The organism is Mycobacterium simiae, from assembly GCF_010727605.1.
GTDB lineage: Bacteria > Actinomycetota > Actinomycetes > Mycobacteriales > Mycobacteriaceae > Mycobacterium > Mycobacterium simiae.
The window spans coordinates 1,165,955-1,183,075 of record NZ_AP022568.1; the positions used below are offsets into that span (position 1 = coordinate 1,165,955).

Below are 17,121 nucleotides of genomic sequence, written 5' to 3' on the forward strand. Positions count from 1 at the left end.
AGATCAGCTCGCCGGTGGCGGCGTGCTCGGCGCCGGGCCCGGACCCGGTACCGGTTGCTGTGGCGGCGGCGGCGTGGTACTTGAGCTGGGCGGACAGAACGGCGGCGGCAGCAAGCACGGCAGCTGGAACGGCGGCGGTGCCGTCGTTGTTGGTGGCGGCGGCACGGTGGTGGTGGGACTGGGCGGGACCGTCGTCGTCGGCGTCGGCACGAACGTCGGCGTCGCCGGGCGGGGCGCGTCGACCCGGGTGCGGGGCACCCAGGTGTAGTTGGGGTCGGGCAAAAAGCCGGGTGGCACCACCTGCGGAGGCGGCGGCGGTTTGGCCGGCTCCGGGCGGTAGGCGTCGTAGACCCACCACATGGCCAGGAACGCCACAATCAACACCAGCGTCGACGTGCGCACCCGTCCGCCGAAGAGGTGACTCCAGCGCCGCTGCTTATCCTCGTTGCGCTTCTCGAAGAGGCTCACGGTGAACTTCACCCGCGCTGCACCGCCGTGCTGTCCGCCTCGCCTTGCGCTTGGGCTTGAGCTGCGGCGACCTCAACACCCGGGCCGTCAACCAGGCCGATCTTCGCGTCGGCGGCGGTGACGATCCCGACGCGGGCCAGTGCCCGGATCACCAACACACGCAGCTGCCGGCCGACCTCGAACTGCTTGCCCGGCAACGTACGGGCCACCACCCGCAGGGTGACGGTATCGACCCCAATGCTTTCCACGCCCATCACGGTCGGCGGATCAAGCAACAACTCGCCCAGCACCGGGTTGTCCATCGCACGGTCGCATTCCTGGTGCAGGACGTCGTTGACCTGATTCAGGTCGGCGTTGGTCGACACCGGAATGTCCACGACCGCGCGTGCCCAATCCTTGGACAGGTTGACCACCTTGACGATCTGCCCGTTGGGAATCGTCAACACCTCGCCATCCGCCGAGCGCAATCGGGTCACCCGCAACGTCACGTTCTCGACCGTGCCGCTGGCCTCCGTCGACGAAACGACGGTGAGGGTGACCAGGTCACCGAACCCGTACTGCTTCTCCACCAGAATGAAGAAACCGGACAGCAAGTCCCTCACCAACTGCTGGGCGCCGAAACCCAGCGCCGCGCCCACTACCGTGGCGGGCGCGACCAGCCCGCCCACCGAAAACCTCAGGATGTCGGCGATCTGGAGCATCACCCAGATGCCGATGATGACGACCGACACCCAAGAGATGACCGATGCGACCGCCTGACGGTGCTTGGTGGCCTCCGAGCGCACCAGCGCGTCGCTCTCGGCGAAGCCCACGTCGAGCTGCCGGGTCACCTGCTGGGCCACCCAGTTGACGAAGCGGGCGGCCAGCACCGCGCCGATTAGCACCATTCCGATCCGCAAACCGCGGGTGATGATCCATTGCCCTATGTCACCGCGCCAGAAGTCGTGCCAGCCCAGCGCCGTGGTTGAGGCGATAAAGGTGGTGTTAGTTGTCATCTTTTCGATTGCGCCACCGGATGCCTGCTTCGAGGAATCCGTCGATGTCTCCGTCAAGAACGGCCGCCGGATTGCCGACCTCGTACTCGGTCCGCAGATCCTTGACCATCTGATACGGGTGCAATACATAGGAGCGCATCTGGTTACCCCAGGAGCTGCCGCCCTCCCCTTTCAGCGCGTCCAGCTCCGCACGCTCTTCTAAACGCTTGCGCTCCAACAGCTTTGCCTGCAACACCCGCATCGCCGAAACCTTGTTCTGCAATTGCGACTTCTCGTTCTGGCAAGTCACGACGATACCCGTTGGGATGTGGGTCAAACGTACCGCGGAGTCGGTGGTGTTCACCGACTGGCCGCCCGGACCGCTGGACCGATAGACGTCGACCCGCACGTCACCTTCGGGAATGTCGATGTGATCGGTGGTGTCCACCACCGGCAACACCTCGACTTCGGCGAACGAGGTCTGACGCCGACTTTGGTTGTCGAACGGGCTGATCCGGACCAGCCGATGCGTGCCCTGCTCCACCGACAAGGTGCCGTAGGCGAACGGGGCGTGCACGGCAAACGTGGCACTCTTGATACCGGCTTCCTCGGCATACGACGTGTCGAAGACCTCGACATTGTAATTGTGTTGCTCGGCCCAGCGGATATACATCCGCATCAGCATCTCGGCCCAGTCCGCGGCGTCCACCCCACCCGCGCCGGATCGGATGGTCACCAGGGCCTCGCGCTCGTCGTACTCTCCGGACAGCAAGGTGCGCACCTCGGCGGCTTCGATGTCGGCGCGCAGCGCCTTGAGCTCAGCGTCGGCCTCCGCCAGCGCGTCGGCCCCCTCTTCGTCCGAACCCTCCTCTGCCGCCAGCTCGTAGAGCACCGGCAGGTCGTCGACCCTTTGTCGCAGCTGCTCGATGCGTCGCAGCTCTCCCTGGGCATGGGACAATTCGCTGGTCACCCGCTGCGCGTTGGCCTGGTCGTCCCACAGTTTCGGATCGGACGCCTCCTGCTCGAGCTTCTCGATGCGGCTGCGCAGACCGTCGACATCGAGCACCCTCTCCACCGTGGTAAGGGCAGAGTCGAGGGCGGCGAGATCGGCTTGACGGTCGGGTTCCACAGCCGACCACGTTACCGGCGCCCCGGTTTGCGGCGATTGTTCAGGTGGCGACCTGCGGCACTTCAACCATCTGCCGGGGTTCAGCGTCTAGCATCGAGTCCACCATCCATGTGCGCCCGCAACTGCGACGCCCAGCCCGATTTCAGCCCTTGCGTCGCAGCCGGGCATGAACAGAAGGGTTGGTTATGCGTCCATTTCATGTCGCGATCGTCGGGTCTGGCCCGTCGGGATTCTTCGCCGCAGCGTCTTTGCTGAAAGCGGCCGACTCGTCCGACGAGTTCGACGTTGCCGTCGACATGCTCGAAATGTTGCCGACGCCGTGGGGGCTGGTGCGTTCCGGCGTCGCGCCCGACCACCCCAAGATCAAGTCGATCAGCAAGCAGTTCGAGAAGATCGCCGGTGATCCTCGCTTTCGTTTCTTCGGCAACGTGGTCGTCGGCGAGCATGTCGAGGCCGCGGAACTGGCCGAGCACTACGACGCGGTGATCTACGCGGTCGGGGCGCAGTCCGACCGGCCCCTCAACATCCCCGGTGAGGACCTGCCCGGCAGCGTCGCCGCCGTCGACTTCGTGGGCTGGTACAACGCGCACCCCAACTTCGCGGAAATTTCCCCCGATCTGTCGGGCGCCCGGGCCGTGGTGATCGGCAACGGCAACGTCGCGCTGGACGTCGCGCGCATCCTGGTCACCGATCCCGACGCGCTCGCCGTCACCGACATCGCCGACCACGCTCTGAAATCGTTGCGCCCGCGTGGTGTAGAAGAAGTCGTCATCGTTGGCCGGCGCGGGCCGCTGCAGACCGCGTTCACCACGCTGGAGTTGCGTGAGCTGGCCGACCTGGAAGGCGTGGATGTCATCGTCGATCCGGCCGCGTTGGAAGGCATTAGCGACGAAGACGCCGAGGCCGCCGGAAAGACCACCAAGCAGAACATCAAGGTGCTGCGTGACTACGCGGCCCGCCCACCACGCCCCGGGCATCGTCGGATGGTATTCCGATTCTTGACCTCCCCCATCGAGATCAAAGGCAAGGACCGCGTCGAGGCAATCGTGCTGGGCCGCAACGAATTGGTCACCGACTCGAGCGGACGCGTCTTGGCCAAGGACACCGGGGAGCGCGAGGAACTACCCGTTCAGCTCGTGGTGCGCTCGGTCGGGTATCGCGGCGTGCCTACGCCGGGGCTGCCGTTCGACGACAACAGCGCGACCATCCCGAACACCGACGGCCGGGTGGCGGGCAGCCGCAACGAATACGTCGTCGGCTGGATCAAGCGGGGACCGACCGGCGTGATCGGCACCAACAAAAAGGATTCTCAGGACACCGTCGACTCCCTCATCGCCGATTTGACCGGCACAACCGAGCTGTCCGAATTCCCCGACGACCACGCCGATAAGCTCGCCGAATGGCTGGCTTCACGGCAGCCGCAGCTGATTACCTCGGCCCATTGGGACGTCATCGACGCACACGAGCGCGCCGCCGGCGAGCCGCACGGGCGTCCGCGCGTCAAATTGCCAAACCTTGCGGACTTGTTGCGCATCGGCCGCGGCTGACCCTAATTCCGTTGCGGCCCAGCCTCATTTAGCGCCTGACGACGACGAGGCCGGCACCGGCCAGGAGCATCAGGATCGCCGCGGCCACCGCCCATCCCGCGCCGGCCAGCCACCAGATCACGCCCAACACTGCGAGGGCGGGCGAAACCGCGAACAGCACCAGCACCGGGTGCTGCCTGATCACTTCGAGTGCGCTCTTCGCCCGGATCGGGTCGATGTCTTTGCCTGCCATGGCTAAAGAATGCCAGTCGGGATCGATAATGCAAGCAAACGTTTCGTCGGCTACCCCGCCGCCGGTTCGGGCGGTTCAGGCGGGGCGAACCTCCAGTTGTCCGGGTTCTTCGGCGAATACACGACCGCATGCAATTGGCCCATCGTCGGCCAGTCGTCGACGTCGACCGCCATCCGCCAGTACACGGGGTGCTCGTTGACGGTGGGTCCGTTGATGACGCCGGTGATTGTGACGTATTGCTCGCCGGTGGCATCAGGTCGCGGGCTCACCCCGGTCACCAGCAGGGTGCCGCTGAGCTGCTCACCGCGGGGGCCGCGCGGGATGAAGCGTTGAGCAAGCAGCATGCCCAGGACTGCAACGAGGAGGATCAGCAAACCGAATTCCCACACGCCGCCATGGTAGGCCGCCGGTGGTCCGGCCGAGTTGACCTAGGACCCTACTGCCAGAGCGCGTTTCGCCGTAGCGTCGAGGTCGGCGGAAAACGGTGCGCGAGAAGGGTGCGGTCGATGACTGACGAACCTGCAGTCGTTTTGTCCGAGGACGAGAGCTGGCGCCGGTTGGGCGGTGTCGGCCTGGGCCGGCTCGTGACAAGCTTCGCTGGTGAGCCCGAGATTTTCCCGGTGAACTATGCGGTGCAGGACCGAACCGTGCTGTTCCGCACCGCCGAGGGCACCAAATTGTTTTCCGCTGTGGCAAGCAATGTGGTGTTGTTCGAGGCCGACGACCACGACGTCGCCGAGGGCTGGAGTGTGATCGTGCGGGGCCGCGCACGACTGCTGCGCACCGCGGCGGAAATCGACGAAGCCGAACGCGCCGAACTGATGCCCTGGACCGCGACCGCCAAGAAGCATTACGTGCGGGTGACCCCCTCCGACATCACCGGACGCCACTTCACCTTTGGCCCGGAGCCGGACCCGCACGCAACCTTCGCCTGACTTTGATCGGGTCCGCCCGACGTTTCGCTCGGCCAGCAAGATCGGGAATCCGGGTCACCGCGAAGTTTGCGCTTGCAGTCGACATCATCACCCCGCCCTGCGCAACGCGGAGGCATTGCGAAACGTGCTCGACAACGTGAACCACAGCGGCTGAGCGCGCCGTGATAGGACTGCTGGCATGGCCCAGGACGACCTCGCGCTAGCGATCGCGCTTGCCGACCGTGCGGACACCGTGACCCGCGACCGATTCGGTGCGCTGGATTTGCGCATCGACACCAAGCCGGATCTGACGCCGGTCACCGACGCCGATCGGGCGGTGGAGACCGAGCTGCGCCAGGTGCTCGGGCGGGAGCGCGCCGATGACAGCGTCGTCGGCGAGGAATTCGGCGGAACCGCGACATTCACCGGGCGGCAATGGATTATCGACCCCATCGATGGCACCAAGAACTTCGTGCGCGGGGTACCGGTTTGGGCCAGCTTGATCGCCCTGCTCGAAGACGGGGTTCCCACCGTCGGGGTGGTGAGTGCGCCGGGGCTGCAGCGCCGCTGGTGGGCGGCGCGCGACCAGGGCGCCTTCGTCTCCGTTGACGGTGCGCCGCCTCGATCGTTGTCGGTTTCCTCAGTGGCAGAACTGAATTCGGCGAGCTTGTCTTTCTCCAGTCTGTCCGGGTGGGCCGAACGCGGTCTGCGGGAACGCTTCATCGGACTGACCGACGCGGTCTGGCGGGTACGCGCCTACGGCGATTTTTTCTCCTACTGTCTGCTCGCCGAGGGCGCCGTCGACATCGCGGCCGAGCCGGAGGTATCGGCGTGGGACCTCGCGGCACTCGACGTCCTGGTGCGCGAGGCCGGCGGCAAGTTCACCGGCCTGGACGGCGTCGCGGGCCCGCACCAAGGCAGCGCCGTGGCGACAAACGGCCTGCTCCACGACCGTGTCCTAGACAGCCTGGGTGTGAATTAGCTAACAACTACACATTATCTTACTCCGGAGTAAGATAGCCTTCTGTCGGCAATGCCCCAACTACCGAGGCTGCTCAAATGACGGAAATTCTCTCCGGTCCCCGTACCTCCCGCCCGCGCGGCAAACGGCGCGGCCGCAAAACCGGCGTCGGGATGCAACCGCACAAACGCACCGGCATCGACATCGCCTTGGCCTTGCTCACCCCGCTCGTCGGCCAAGAATTCCTGGACAGATACCACCTGCGCGATCCGCTCAATGAGAGCCTGCGCTACGGCACCAAGACCCTCTTCTCGACCGCCGGTGCCGCATCCCGGCAGTTCAAGGCGGTGAAGAGCATCCGCAGCAAGCCCACCCGGCTCAAGTCGAGCGGCAAGGACTACTACGACCTGAGGCCCGACGACGAACAGAAGATGATCGTCGAAACCCTCGACGAATTCGCCGAGGAGGTGCTTCGCCCCGCGGCGCCCGAGGCGGACGAGGCGGCGAGCTACCCTCGCGACCTGATCGCCAAGGCCGCGGAACTGGGCATCACCGCGATCAACATCCCCGAGGACTTCGAAGGCATCGCCGCGCACCGGTCGAGCGTGACCAATGTCCTGGTCGCCGAGGCACTGGCCTACGGCGACATGGGATTAGCACTGCCGATCCTGGCGCCGGGCGGCGTCGCGTCGGCATTGACCCACTGGGGCAGCGCCGATCAACAGGCCACCTATCTGCCCGAGTTCGCCGGGGACAACGTGCCGCAGGCCTGCGTGGCCATCGCTGAGCCGCAACCGTTATTCGACCCCACCCAATTGAAGACCACCGCGGTGCGCACGCCGAGCGGCTACCGCCTAGACGGTGTGAAGTCGTTGGTCCCGGCCGCTGCCGAGGCCGAGCTGTTCATCGTCGGCGCACAACTCAACGGCAAGCCGGCGTTGTTCATCGTCGAATCGTCCGCCAAAGGCCTTACCGTCAAACCGGATCCGAGCATGGGCATCCGCGCCGCCGCCCTCGGCCAGCTGGAGCTGTCCGGCGTCTCGGTGCCACTGCATGCCCGGCTCGGCGAGGACGAGGCCACCGATGAGGACTACTCCGAAGCCATTGCGCTGTCCCGGCTGGGCTGGGCCGCCCTGGCCGTCGGCACCTCGCACGCGGTCCTCGACTACGCCGTCCCGTACGTCAAGGAACGCGAGGCGTTCGGCGAACCCATTGCCCGGCGGCAAGCGGTGGCGTTCATGTGCGCCAACATCGCCATCGAGCTGGACGGGCTGCGGTTGATCACCTGGCGCGGCGCTGCCCGGGCCGAGCAAGGGCTGCCGTTCGTCCGCGAAGCGGCGCTGGCCAAGCGCCTGGGTGCCGACAAGGCCATGCAGATCGGACTGGACGGCGTGCAACTGCTCGGCGGTCACGGCTACACGAAAGAACATCCCGTCGAACGCTGGTACCGCGACCTGCGGGCCATCGGTGTCGCCGAGGGTGTTGTCGTCATTTAGCTACTCACTAGCGAAAGACCTGTCATGGCAATCAATTTGGAACTTCCCCGCAAGATGCAAGCAGTTATCGACAAGGCGCATCAGGGCGCCGCGGAAATGATGCGCCCGATCGCACGCAAGTACGACGAGCACGAGCACGCCTATCCGGTCGAACTGGACACCCTGGCCAGCTTGTTCGAAGGGGCCGCCGCGTCCAACGCGGTGGGGCTGGCCGGGGCCGAGGCGTTCCGCAGCAGCGAAAGCAAAGAAGAAAACCGCAACGGCTCCAACATGGCGGCCGTGCTGCAGACCATGGAGGCCAGCTGGGGTGACGCGGCGATGATGCTGTCGATGCCCTATCAGGGCCTGGGCAACGCGGCAATCAGCGGCGTGGCCACCGACGAGCAACTCAAGCGGCTCGGCCGGGTGTGGGCGGCGATGGCCATTACCGAACCGAGCTTCGGATCCGACTCGGCCGCCGTCTCCACCACCGCCAAGCTCGACGGCGACGAGTACGTGATCAACGGCGAAAAGATCTTTGTCACAGCGGGTTCGCGGGCCACCCACATCGTGGTGTGGGCGACGCTGGACAAATCGCTGGGCCGCCCCGCGATCAAGTCATTCATCGTGCCTCGCGAATATCCGGGTGTCAGCGTCGAGCGGCTGGAGAAAAAGCTCGGCATCAAGGGCTCTGACACGGCGGTGATCCGCTTCGACAATGTGCGGATACCAAAGGACAACTTGTTAGGCAATCCCGAGATCGAACCGGGCAAAGGCTTTTCCGGTGTCATGGAGACCTTCGACAACACCCGCCCGGTGGTGGCGGGCATGGCCATCGGGATCGCCCGGGCCGCACTGGAAGAGCTGCGCAAGCTGCTCACCGAGGCGGGGGTGGAGATTTCCTATGACAAACCCGCGCACGCGCAAAGCGCCCCTGCGGCGGAGTTTTTGCGGATGGAGGCCGACTGGGAGGCCAGCTACCAGCTGACCCTGCGCGCGGCCTGGCAAGCCGACAACAAGATCCCCAATTCCAAAGAAGCATCGATGGCCAAGGCCAAGGCCGGCCGAGTGGGCACCGACATCACGCTCAAGGCCGTCGAGTTGGCCGGCACCACAGGCTATTCCGAGCAAACGCTGTTCGAGAAGTGGGCCCGTGATTCGAAGATCATGGACATCTTCGAGGGCACCCAGCAGATCCAGCAGCTCGTGGTCGCCCGGCGGCTGCTGGGCCTATCGTCCGCCGAACTCAAATAGCGCCCCGATGCGCCGAAGGTATAACCCTCGCTAGACCGGCAGCGCTAGCCGGCGAGCGCGTTCAGCTGCTGCCGGGAGTCGTCGTCCAGCTCGATCGACGCGACGTCGAGGTTCTCTTCGAGATGGCGCAACGACGAGGTGCCCGGGATCAGCAGCACGTTGGCCGCCACGCCCAGCATCCAGGCCAATACGACCTGCGCGGGCGTGTGCCCGACTCGCTGCGCGACGCGCCGCACCACCTGGTGACCGAGAACTGGGTTCGGCTGCACGAACGCCGCCCCCAGCGGGAAGAACGGAACGAAGGCGATCTCGCGGCGTGTGCACTCCTGCAGGACCGCGGCCGACTCTCGCTCGAGGACATTGAAAGCGTTTTGCACACATACGATTTCGGTGTGCTCTAACGCATGCAGCAGGTGTTCGCGGTTGATGCCACTCAACCCGATCCCGCCGATCAACCCCTCGTCTCGGGCCTCGATCATGATCGACAGCTGTGCGTCGAACAACTCGTCGGGGCCCTCACTCTCCAAAAGGCGCAGATTGACGGCGGCGAGTTGGTCGACCCCGAGCGTCCGCAGATTCGCCTCGATATCGCGGCGTAACTCGGCGGGCTCGCGGACGGGCAGCCAGGCACCCGACTCATCGCGCCGCCCACCGACCTTGCTCACTAACGCCAAGTGCTGCGGGTACGGATACAGCGCCTCGCGGATGAGTTCGTTGGCGACATCGGGACCGTAGAACTGGGCGGTGTCGATGTGGTCGACGTCGCGTTCGACGGCTCGGCGCAGCACCGCAATCGCTTCATCATGGTCGCGCGGCGGCCCCATCACACCGGGACCAGGCAATTGCATGGCCCCGAAGCCAATCCGGGCGACCGAAAAGCGACCGAGTGGAAAGCGTTCCATGCGAGGAGGTTAGCTTCGTCATATGGACACATTTCACGCACTGGTGGCCCGTCAAAATGGCGATCAGATCACCGCGTCGGTCGAAACACTCGGCCCCACCGATCTGCCCCCCGGTGATGTGACGATCCGGGTTCTGTTTTCCAGTGCGAACTTCAAGGACGCACTGGCACTGACGCCGGGCGGCGGCGTGGTGCGCGACTATCCGGTCGTGCCGGGAATCGACCTGACCGGCGAAGTCGTCGAATCGCAGTCACCGGATTTCGGCGTCGGCGACTTGGTGCTGGCCCACGGCTACCAGATCGGCACCGGCCACCATGGCGGCTACGCCGAGTACGCGCGGTTACCCGCAGACCAGGTGGTCGCGCTGGGCTCGCTTAGTCCACGTGACGGGGCAGCGATCGGAACCGCTGGCTTCACCGCCGCGATGAGTGTGCAAGCACTGATCGAGTGGGGCATCACGCCCGACGCCGGGCCGATCGTCGTCACCGGCGCGTCCGGCGGCGTCGGCACGATCAGCGTGGACTTGCTGGCGGCGGCCGGCTATCGCGTGGTCGCATCCAGCGGCAAAAAGGGGGCCGTCGACTTGCTGAAAGAGCTTGGCGCAGCGGAGGTTATCGGGCGGCTGCCCGCCGACCCCGATGCCAAGCCCCGGCCGCTGGCCAAGGCGCGCTGGGCCGGTGCGGTCGACTGTGTCGGCGGGGCGACGCTGGCCGACGTGCTCAGCACCATCGACTACGGCGGCGCGGTGGCGGCCAGTGGACTTACCGGCGGGCCCGCCCTGCACACCACGGTGATGCCGTTCATCCTGCGCGGGGTCGCCCTGCTCGGGATGGACTCGGTGCTGATGCCGATCGCGCGGCGACGCAAGCTGTGGGCGCTGCTCGGGGAGTCCCTGAAGCCGCGGCATCTGGACGCAGTGACCAAAGACGTCGACGTCAAGGATGTCGTCGATGTGCTGGAGCAGCTTCGCGCCGGCACCTTCTCGGGTCGCGCGGTGGTCCGCGTCGCCGGTGGATTCTGAGCTGGCAGTAGGCTCATCGACCATGCGCGCAGCACGGGTAACACGGCTAGACGGTCCGGACGCGATCGAGATCGCCGAGATCGACGAACCCGCCGGCGACGGAATCGTTGTCGACGTGCACGCCGCTGGGGCGGCCTTCCCGGACGCGTTGCTCACCCGGGGCCTGTACCAGTACCGGCCCGATCCGCCGTTCGTCCTCGGCGCGGAAATCGCCGGGGTCGTTCGGTCGGCCCCGCAGGGCTGCCATGTGGGTCCCGGCGATCGGGTCGTCGGCCTGACGATGCTGACCGGCGGTATGGCCGAGGTGGCCGTGCTGTCCCCCGAGCGGGCGTTCAAGCTGCCCGACAACGTCAGCTTCGAGGCGGGCGCCGGCCTGCTGTTCAACGATCTGACGGTCTACTTTGCGTTGACCGTGCGAGGACGCCTGCAACAGGGCGAGACCGTGCTGGTGCATGGCGCGGCCGGCGGCATCGGGACCTCGACGCTGCGCCTGGCGCCGGCACTCGGCGCGGCGCGCACCATCGCCGTCGTCAGCTCCGAGGCGAAGGCGCAGGTCGCCCTGGCGGCGGGTGCGACGGACGTGGTGCAAACCGACGGCTTCAAGGACGCGGTGAAGGAATTGACCGGCGGGCGGGGCGTCGACATGGTCGTCGACCCGGTCGGCGGTGATCGATTCACTGATTCGCTGCGGTCCCTCGCTGCCGGCGGGCGCCTGCTGGTCGTCGGCTTCACCGGCGGTGAGATTCCGACCGTTAAGGTAAATCGGTTGCTGCTAAACAACATCGACGTCGTCGGTGTGGGCTGGGGCGCCTGGACGGGGACGCACCCCGGCGCGCTGGAAGAGCAGTGGACCGGTCTCGAGCGTCTGCTCAGCTCCGGGCGGTTGGCTGCTCCGCAACCGGAGGTCTACCCGTTGGCGGAAGCCGCCGCCGCGGTGGCGTCCATGGAAAACCGCACCGCCAAGGGCAAAGTCGTCCTGCGCATCCGCTGATCACGCCGCGACGCTTTAGACGTCTGCAAGAACCAGCGCACTGGCTTAAGCCTCGACCAAAACCGTACGGACCGCCCACCCTTGTGTCACCACAAAAGGGAAAGTAACGTCACTTTCAGTTTTCGCTTCGGCGCGCCCGCTCCAGCACTCGGGAGTCACCATGGAATCCTTCGTCCACCTGCGCAAAGGTAAGACCCCGCGCCGTTTGCACGCCGACCTCGACGGGCTGAAGGACGACGAGCTGGGGCGCGGCGGCTTCACCGGACGGACGGCCAACATCTATCGGCGCCACGACCCGACCGCCTACCGTGCGGTGGGCCCGCTGCGGCCGGTCGACGTGCTGTCCAGCGAGCTCAAACCCAGCGACAGCACCGACGCCGACGGCGGGCCGCTGCAGATGTTCAGCAACGACGACTGCCGCATTCTGCTGAGCCGCCGCGCCGAGCCGATGCCGTACTTCGCCCGTCATGTCGACGGCGACCTGCTGTGCTTCGTACACCGAGGCGGCGGCATCCTGGAGACAGAGTTCGGCCCGCTGCCTTACCGCACCGGCGACTGGGTGTACCTGCCGAAGGCGTGCACCTGGCGGCAGCTGCCCCATACCGAAACCACACTGCTGATGGTCGAGGCCACCGACGAATTCCGGGTGCCCCCGCCGGGCGCCCTGGGCCGCCATTTCCCCTTCGACCCGTCGCAGGCGACCATCCCCGACCCAGCGCCGATCGACGACGATGGGCGCGACGAGTACGAGGTTCGGCTTGTCCATGTCGGTGGGCCCACAACGCTGTATTACCAACACAATCCGCTCGACGTCGAAGGGTGGCGCGGCGACAACTTCGCCTTCACCTTCAATATCGACGATTACAACGTCGTCACCTCCGACAGCGTGCACCTGCCGCCTACCGTGCACCTGTTCATGCAGGCCACCGGCGTCTACGTGATGAACTTTCTGCCTAAGCCGGCCGAGGGCGTCCCGGGCACCGAACGCACACCGTGGTATCACCGCAACGTCGACTACGACGAGATCGCCTTCTTCCACGGCGGCTCGCTCTACGGCATCCCGATGCCTCCAGGACTGGTAACCCATGCGCCGCAAGGCGTTCACCATGGAGCTCCGGAGAGGGCGCGGGAGCGGGCACGCCGCAAATTCGACGAACATTCGCGCGTCGACTGGCAGGTCATCGCGATCGACACCCGCCGGCGGCTGGCCCCGTCACCGGAAGTACTGGCCCACGATTTAGGACAACACGCGTGACGCAGGCAGTCAAACACGACTACGACCGGATCCCGTATCTGGTTGCCTTCCAAAACAATTCCACGGCCCGCGACGTGTACGGCGGGCTGGCCGAAATCACGGTTCTGGAAAGCTATCTGCTCAAGCCCCAAGACAAGCCGTCGGACACCGTGCTGGTGTTCATGCACCCGATCGGCGGCGGCGCCTACCTGCCGATGATCAACGCGCTCGCGCGCGCCGGGCACCACGTCATCTATTGCAACAGCCGATTCCGCGGTACGGACGCCGCACTGCTGATGGAGAAGGTGGTCGAGGATCTCGGCGAGTGCATCAAGGACGCCAAGAACCGGCTGGGCTACCGCAAGGTCGTGCTGGCCGGGTGGAGTGGCGGCGGTTCGCTGTCGCTGTTCTACCAGCAGCAGGCGCAGCACGCGACGATCACATCGAGCCCGACCGGCGACGGCCCGGACCTCACCAAGCTGGAGCTGCCCGCCGCCGACGGCATCATGCTGCTGGCCGCCCACATCAGCCGGCACGGCACGCTGACCGAATGGCTTGACGCGTCCATCCTCGACGAGTCCGATCCCACCAAGCGCGATCCCGAGCTGGATCTGTACAACCCCGGCAACCCGAACCAGCCGCCGTACACCCTGGAATTTTTGGACCGGTACCGTCAAGCGCAGATCGATCGCAACCGCCGGATCACCGCATGGGTCAAAGAGAAACTGGCTGAATTGAGCGCGCAGGGCCGTCCCGATGACGAGTTCGGATTCGTCGTGCACGGCACGATGGCCGACCCGCGGTGGCTGGATCCCACCGTCGACCCCAACGAACGCACCCCCGGAACGTGCTACCTCGGCGACCCCCGGGTGGTGAACATGGGCCCCGTCGGCCTGGCCCGGTTCTCGACACTGCGCGGCTGGCTGTCGCAGTGGAGCTACGACGAGGCACGCGGCGACGGCATCCAGTGCGGGCGCGACATGGCTATTCCCGCGCTGGTGATCGGTAACCTGGCCGACGACGCCTGCACTCCCAGCCATACCCGCCGACTGTTCGAAGCGATCGGGCACCCCGATAAGGAGATGTACGAGATCCCCGGTGCCACACACTATTACGCCGGGCCAGACCAGCGCGACAAGCTGCGCCGAGCCGTCGACATCGTCACCGACTGGCTGGTGCGGCACGATTTCGCGAGCGCGCAATGACCTCCGCGACCTCCGCCGGCGACGACGCGGCCAACGGGCGGCGCACCGACGTGGCCGGGCCGCTAGACGGTATCCGGGTGCTCGAGCTCGGCACCCTGATCGCCGGCCCCTTCGCCGGCCGTCAGCTTGCCGATATGGGCGCCGAGGTCATCAAGATCGAACCCCCGGACGCGCCGGATCCGTTGCGCCACTGGGGGCAAGCCGAACACAACGGGCACCACGTGTTCTGGACTGTGGCCGCACGCAACAAAAAGGCGATCACGCTCGACTTGCGCCGTCCCCACGGCCGCGAGCTATTCCTTGAGCTCATCGAGAAATCCGACATCGTGGTGGAGAACTTCCGCCCCGGCACGCTGGAAAAGTGGGGCCTGGGCTACGACCTGCTCAGCGCCCGCAACCCAGCCATCATCCTGGTCCGGGTATCCGGCTACGGGCAGACCGGGCCCGACGCGCACAAGGCCGGTTACGCCTCGGTGGCCGAGGCCGCCAGTGGGCTGCGGCACCTCAACGGTTTTCCCGGCGGCCCCCCGCCGCGACTGGCTCTGTCCCTGGGCGACACCCTGGCCGGCATGTTCGGCGCCCAGGGCGCGATGGCCGCGCTGTACCGCCGCAGCGTCACCGGCCGGGGACAGGTCGTCGACGTCGCGCTGACCGAAGCATGTTTGGCCATCCAGGAATCCACCATTCCCGACTACGACGTCGGCGGCGTGATACGCGGACCGTCGGGCACCCGACTGGATGGTATCGCGCCGTCCAACATCTACCGCAGCGCCGACGGTTCCTGGGTGGTGATCGCGGCCAACCAGGACACCGTATTCACCCGGCTGTGCGCGGCGATGGATCGCCCGGAGCTGTCCACCGACGACCGGTTCGCCACTCACGTCGCCCGCGGCCGCAACCAAGACGAGCTCGACAAGATCATCGGCGCCTGGGCGGCCGAGCGGCAACCGGCTGACATCGTCGAAACCCTCAGCGCCGCAGGCGTTATCGCGGGCCCGATCAACACCGTCGCGGAGGTCGTCAACGATCCGCAGCTGCGCGCGCGCGGCATGCTGGTCGAACACTACGACCAACGCCTGGAACGCAATGTCCTTGGCCCCGGCGTCGTTCCGTTGCTTTCGGAGTCACCGGGAACCGTCCGCCATGCCGGTCCGGCCCGCCCCGGACAGCACAACGACGACGTCTACATCGGCTTGCTGGGCAAGACGACCGTACAGCTCGAGCAGTTGCACGCCGAGGGGGTGCTATGACCCAAACCGCGAACACCCACGTCGTCATCCGCGAGGTCGGGCTGCGCGACGGGTTGCAGATCGAAAAGCCGATTCCCTTGTCGGCCAAGCTGGAACTGCTTGCGGCCGTGGCCGCCACCGGCGTGCGGGAGGTGGAGGCAACCGCCTTCGTCTCTCCCACCAAGGTGCCGTCGATGGCCGACGCCGCCGAGCTCGCCGCACACCTGCATAACTACCCCGCCATCGAATTCTCCGCGCTAGTCGCCAGTCCCAACGGCGCCAAGCGCGCCGTTGCCGCGGGATTGCGCTCGATCGAATACGTCGTAGCCGCCGACGACGCATTCAGCACGGCCAACGTCGGGCGCACCACCGCGGAGGCGACTGCGCAGATCGACGAGATCGTCGCCATCGCGCACGGCAGCCCAGGCTTTCCTGTCACCGTCGAGGTCATCGTCGCCACCGCGTGGGACTCGCCGTTCGAAGGCCCCACCCCGCCGCAGCGGGTCGTAGAGATCGCCGCGGCCGCCCGTGACCGCGGCGTTGATCGCCTCTCGATCGCCGACACCATCGGCACCACCACCCCCGGCCGGGTGAACTCGCTTATCGCCCAACTCCTTCCGGTGATCGGCAACCTGCCCTTGGGGGCACACCTTCACAACACCCGCGGCGCGGGATTGGCCAGCGCGTATGCGGCGGTCACCGCCGGGGTGACCCGACTGGACGCCTCCGTGGGCGGACTGGGTGGTTGTCCGTTCGCACCGGGCGCCACCGGCAACATTGCCACCGAGGATCTGGTCTACCTGCTCACTGACAGCGGGTTCACCGTCGACGTCGACCTGCAGGCCGCGATCGCGGCCGCCGAAGTCGCGAAATTGGCTGTCGGCCATGACTTGCCGGGTGCACTGCTGCGCGCCGGCGACCGGATCAGAAATTGATGAGCGCGCCCGCGCCCGGCTCTTCGCGGGCGCTGACCTCCAAGGGCCGGCAGACCCGCCAGGCCATCGAACAAGCGGCGCGAAAGTTGTTTGCCGAACGCGGTTTTCACGGCACGACGCTTGCCGACATCACCTCGGCGGCGGGCAAGTCACCCGCGGTGTTCTACCGGTACTTCGTCGACAAGGAAGATTTGCTGGCCGCACTGGCGGAGTCGTTCCTGCGCGATGTAGTGACGCCATCGGGCTTGAGTGTGCCGCTGCCGGAGTCGCCGCAGGACGACGCCTTCTTCCGCTCGGTGGTCAGCGGCTACTGGAACATCTTCAAGCAGAACATCGGCATCATGATTGCGGTCGCCCAACTGGCCACCACCCAGCAGCGGTTCGCGGGCGTGCAAAACGAGTTTCGGCGGTTCGGGATGGACATCGTCGCCGCGTCCGTGCGGCGCGCCCAGGAGCAAGGCTACGGCGCTGAACTCAACCCGCAGCACACGGCCGCGGCCATCGCGCTGCTGTTCGAGAACTTCACCACCGTCTTCGTCGGCCAGTCCGGACTCGGAATTCAAATCAGCGATGAGGACGCCATCGCTACCTTGTCGACGGTGTGGAAGAAGACGCTCTATGGCGCATAACCGCGAGATCGCAAGGAGATA

The 17,121-nt window shown here is 66.2% G+C and carries 18 protein-coding genes; 12 read left to right on the forward strand and 6 right to left on the reverse strand.

The genetic code is table 11. The features are described from left to right. Positions 1-3: 3 nt before the first annotated feature. The 3 genes from G6N33_RS05285 to prfB are packed head-to-tail and all read right to left on the reverse strand — an operon-like array spanning position 4 to position 2,571. Positions 4-480: a hypothetical protein gene (locus tag G6N33_RS05285; RefSeq protein ID WP_101528834.1), complete on the reverse strand. Its 477-nt coding sequence runs from the start codon at positions 478-480 to the stop codon at positions 4-6. Further along, positions 477-1,463 carry a mechanosensitive ion channel family protein gene (locus tag G6N33_RS05290; protein WP_044510319.1) on the reverse strand — a complete coding sequence of 329 codons (987 nt, stop codon included), beginning with the start codon at positions 1,461-1,463 and terminating at the stop codon, positions 477-479. The genes G6N33_RS05285 and G6N33_RS05290 overlap by 4 nt, the downstream gene beginning before the upstream one ends. Further along, a complete protein-coding gene (prfB, locus tag G6N33_RS05295) occupies positions 1,453-2,571 on the reverse strand; it encodes a peptide chain release factor 2 (RefSeq protein WP_044510317.1) in 1,119 nt (372 codons plus the stop codon). Before prfB ends, G6N33_RS05290 begins: the two co-directional genes overlap by 11 nt. A gap of 185 nt (positions 2,572-2,756) precedes the next feature. Here prfB and G6N33_RS05300 point away from each other — a divergent pair, with 185 nt between their 5' ends. Next, a complete protein-coding gene (locus tag G6N33_RS05300) occupies positions 2,757-4,118 on the forward strand; it encodes an FAD-dependent oxidoreductase (RefSeq protein ID WP_044510315.1) in 1,362 nt (453 codons plus the stop codon). Positions 4,119-4,146: 28 nt separating this feature from the next. Here the strand turns inward: G6N33_RS05300 and G6N33_RS05305 are convergent, their stop codons facing one another. Both G6N33_RS05305 and G6N33_RS05310 read right to left on the reverse strand, forming a co-directional pair. Beyond that, positions 4,147-4,350 (reverse strand): hypothetical protein, encoded by a 204-nt coding sequence (locus G6N33_RS05305; RefSeq protein WP_044510313.1) that lies wholly within the window; start codon positions 4,348-4,350, stop codon positions 4,147-4,149. A 50-nt stretch (positions 4,351-4,400) separates the two neighbouring features. Beyond that, on the reverse strand, positions 4,401-4,739 hold the full coding sequence (locus G6N33_RS05310) for a hypothetical protein (RefSeq protein WP_044510311.1): 339 nt from the start codon (positions 4,737-4,739) through the stop codon (positions 4,401-4,403). 117 nt (positions 4,740-4,856) lie between these two features. Between G6N33_RS05310 and G6N33_RS05315 the strand changes: the two genes are divergently transcribed. From G6N33_RS05315 to G6N33_RS05330, 4 genes are all read left to right on the forward strand, one after another. After that, positions 4,857-5,285 (forward strand): pyridoxamine 5'-phosphate oxidase family protein, encoded by a 429-nt coding sequence (locus G6N33_RS05315; protein WP_044510309.1) that lies wholly within the window; start codon positions 4,857-4,859, stop codon positions 5,283-5,285. Between the two features lie 178 nt (positions 5,286-5,463). Beyond that, a complete protein-coding gene (hisN, locus tag G6N33_RS05320) occupies positions 5,464-6,246 on the forward strand; it encodes a histidinol-phosphatase (protein WP_044510308.1) in 783 nt (260 codons plus the stop codon). A gap of 77 nt (positions 6,247-6,323) precedes the next feature. Next, positions 6,324-7,721: an acyl-CoA dehydrogenase family protein gene (locus tag G6N33_RS05325; protein ID WP_044510306.1), complete on the forward strand. Its 1,398-nt coding sequence runs from the start codon at positions 6,324-6,326 to the stop codon at positions 7,719-7,721. Between the two features lie 24 nt (positions 7,722-7,745). Next, a complete protein-coding gene (locus G6N33_RS05330; protein ID WP_044510305.1) occupies positions 7,746-8,954 on the forward strand; it encodes an acyl-CoA dehydrogenase family protein in 1,209 nt (402 codons plus the stop codon). 44 nt (positions 8,955-8,998) lie between these two features. Here G6N33_RS05330 and G6N33_RS05335 read toward each other — a convergent pair whose 3' ends face one another. Beyond that, positions 8,999-9,856 (reverse strand): oxidoreductase, encoded by an 858-nt coding sequence (locus tag G6N33_RS05335; RefSeq protein WP_044510303.1) that lies wholly within the window; start codon positions 9,854-9,856, stop codon positions 8,999-9,001. 22 nt (positions 9,857-9,878) lie between these two features. On the opposite strand from G6N33_RS05335, the gene G6N33_RS05340 reads away from it, so the two are divergent. The 7 genes from G6N33_RS05340 to G6N33_RS05370 all read left to right on the forward strand — a co-directional run bounded on the left by G6N33_RS05340 (position 9,879) and on the right by G6N33_RS05370 (position 17,100). After that, positions 9,879-10,877, forward strand: coding sequence for an acrylyl-CoA reductase family protein (locus G6N33_RS05340; protein ID WP_044510301.1), 999 nt, complete (start codon positions 9,879-9,881; stop codon positions 10,875-10,877). Positions 10,878-10,899: 22 nt separating this feature from the next. After that, on the forward strand, positions 10,900-11,868 hold the full coding sequence (locus G6N33_RS05345) for an NADPH:quinone oxidoreductase family protein (protein WP_044510299.1): 969 nt from the start codon (positions 10,900-10,902) through the stop codon (positions 11,866-11,868). 160 nt (positions 11,869-12,028) lie between these two features. After that, a complete protein-coding gene (locus tag G6N33_RS05350; RefSeq protein ID WP_044510298.1) occupies positions 12,029-13,123 on the forward strand; it encodes a homogentisate 1,2-dioxygenase in 1,095 nt (364 codons plus the stop codon). Further along, positions 13,120-14,307: an alpha/beta hydrolase gene (locus tag G6N33_RS05355; protein WP_044510296.1), complete on the forward strand. Its 1,188-nt coding sequence runs from the start codon at positions 13,120-13,122 to the stop codon at positions 14,305-14,307. Before G6N33_RS05350 ends, G6N33_RS05355 begins: the two co-directional genes overlap by 4 nt. Further along, entirely contained in the window at positions 14,304-15,557 is a 1,254-nt protein-coding gene (locus tag G6N33_RS05360; protein ID WP_044510294.1) for a CaiB/BaiF CoA transferase family protein, read from the forward strand. Before G6N33_RS05355 ends, G6N33_RS05360 begins: the two co-directional genes overlap by 4 nt. After that, the gene (locus G6N33_RS05365; protein WP_044510293.1) at positions 15,554-16,471 is read left to right on the forward strand and encodes a hydroxymethylglutaryl-CoA lyase; all 918 of its coding nucleotides are present in this window, start codon (positions 15,554-15,556) and stop codon (positions 16,469-16,471) included. The genes G6N33_RS05360 and G6N33_RS05365 overlap by 4 nt, the downstream gene beginning before the upstream one ends. Continuing rightward, on the forward strand, positions 16,471-17,100 hold the full coding sequence (locus G6N33_RS05370; RefSeq protein WP_044510291.1) for a TetR/AcrR family transcriptional regulator: 630 nt from the start codon (positions 16,471-16,473) through the stop codon (positions 17,098-17,100). Before G6N33_RS05365 ends, G6N33_RS05370 begins: the two co-directional genes overlap by 1 nt. The last annotated feature ends 21 nt before the right edge of the window (positions 17,101-17,121 follow it).